Below are 552 nucleotides of genomic sequence, written 5' to 3' on the forward strand. Positions count from 1 at the left end.
TGTGCAGACGGGCGATTTTCTTGAACCGCTTGCTGGCTTCCTCCGGATCTGGCCCGGCGTTTTCGTCTTCGTCATCATCCGATGCCGCGGCGGCCTGCTGATGTGCCGGCAGGATGACTTCGGGCTCATTGGGGTCGACAAAGCCCAGAATCAGGTCGGTCAGGCGCATCTCGTCGTTTTCGATCTGCTCGACCTTGTCCAGCAGGTTGCGAATGATGTAGGGGCAGGTCGCCGCGGAGCCGATGCTCTGGCGAATGCCTTCCTCGATGCGCTTGGCCAGTGCGATCTCGTCCGCGCGCGTCAGCAAGTCAACGGTACCCATTTCACGCATGTACATGCGTACCGGGTCAGTGGTACGCCCGAATTCTGCATCCACAGAGGCGAGTGCGGCGGCAGCTTCTTCTGCGGCATCTTCGTCAGCGGTGACGGAATCGCCTGTGATCAACAGGGTGTCGGCATCCGGAGCCACTTCATGGACAGTGATGCCCATGTCATTAATCATGCTTATGATATCTTCGATCTGTTCTGGATCGACGATGTCACTGGGTAAGT

The 552-nt window shown here is 58.2% G+C and carries 1 protein-coding gene; it reads right to left on the bottom strand.

The features are described 5' to 3' along the window. A partial coding sequence (locus tag ACQY6F_RS19055; RefSeq protein ID WP_428776699.1) for a sigma-70 factor domain-containing protein occupies positions 1-552 on the bottom strand: 552 nt, incomplete at both ends.

The organism is Vibrio sp. (assembly GCF_050299255.1).
GTDB lineage: Bacteria > Pseudomonadota > Gammaproteobacteria > Enterobacterales > Vibrionaceae > Vibrio.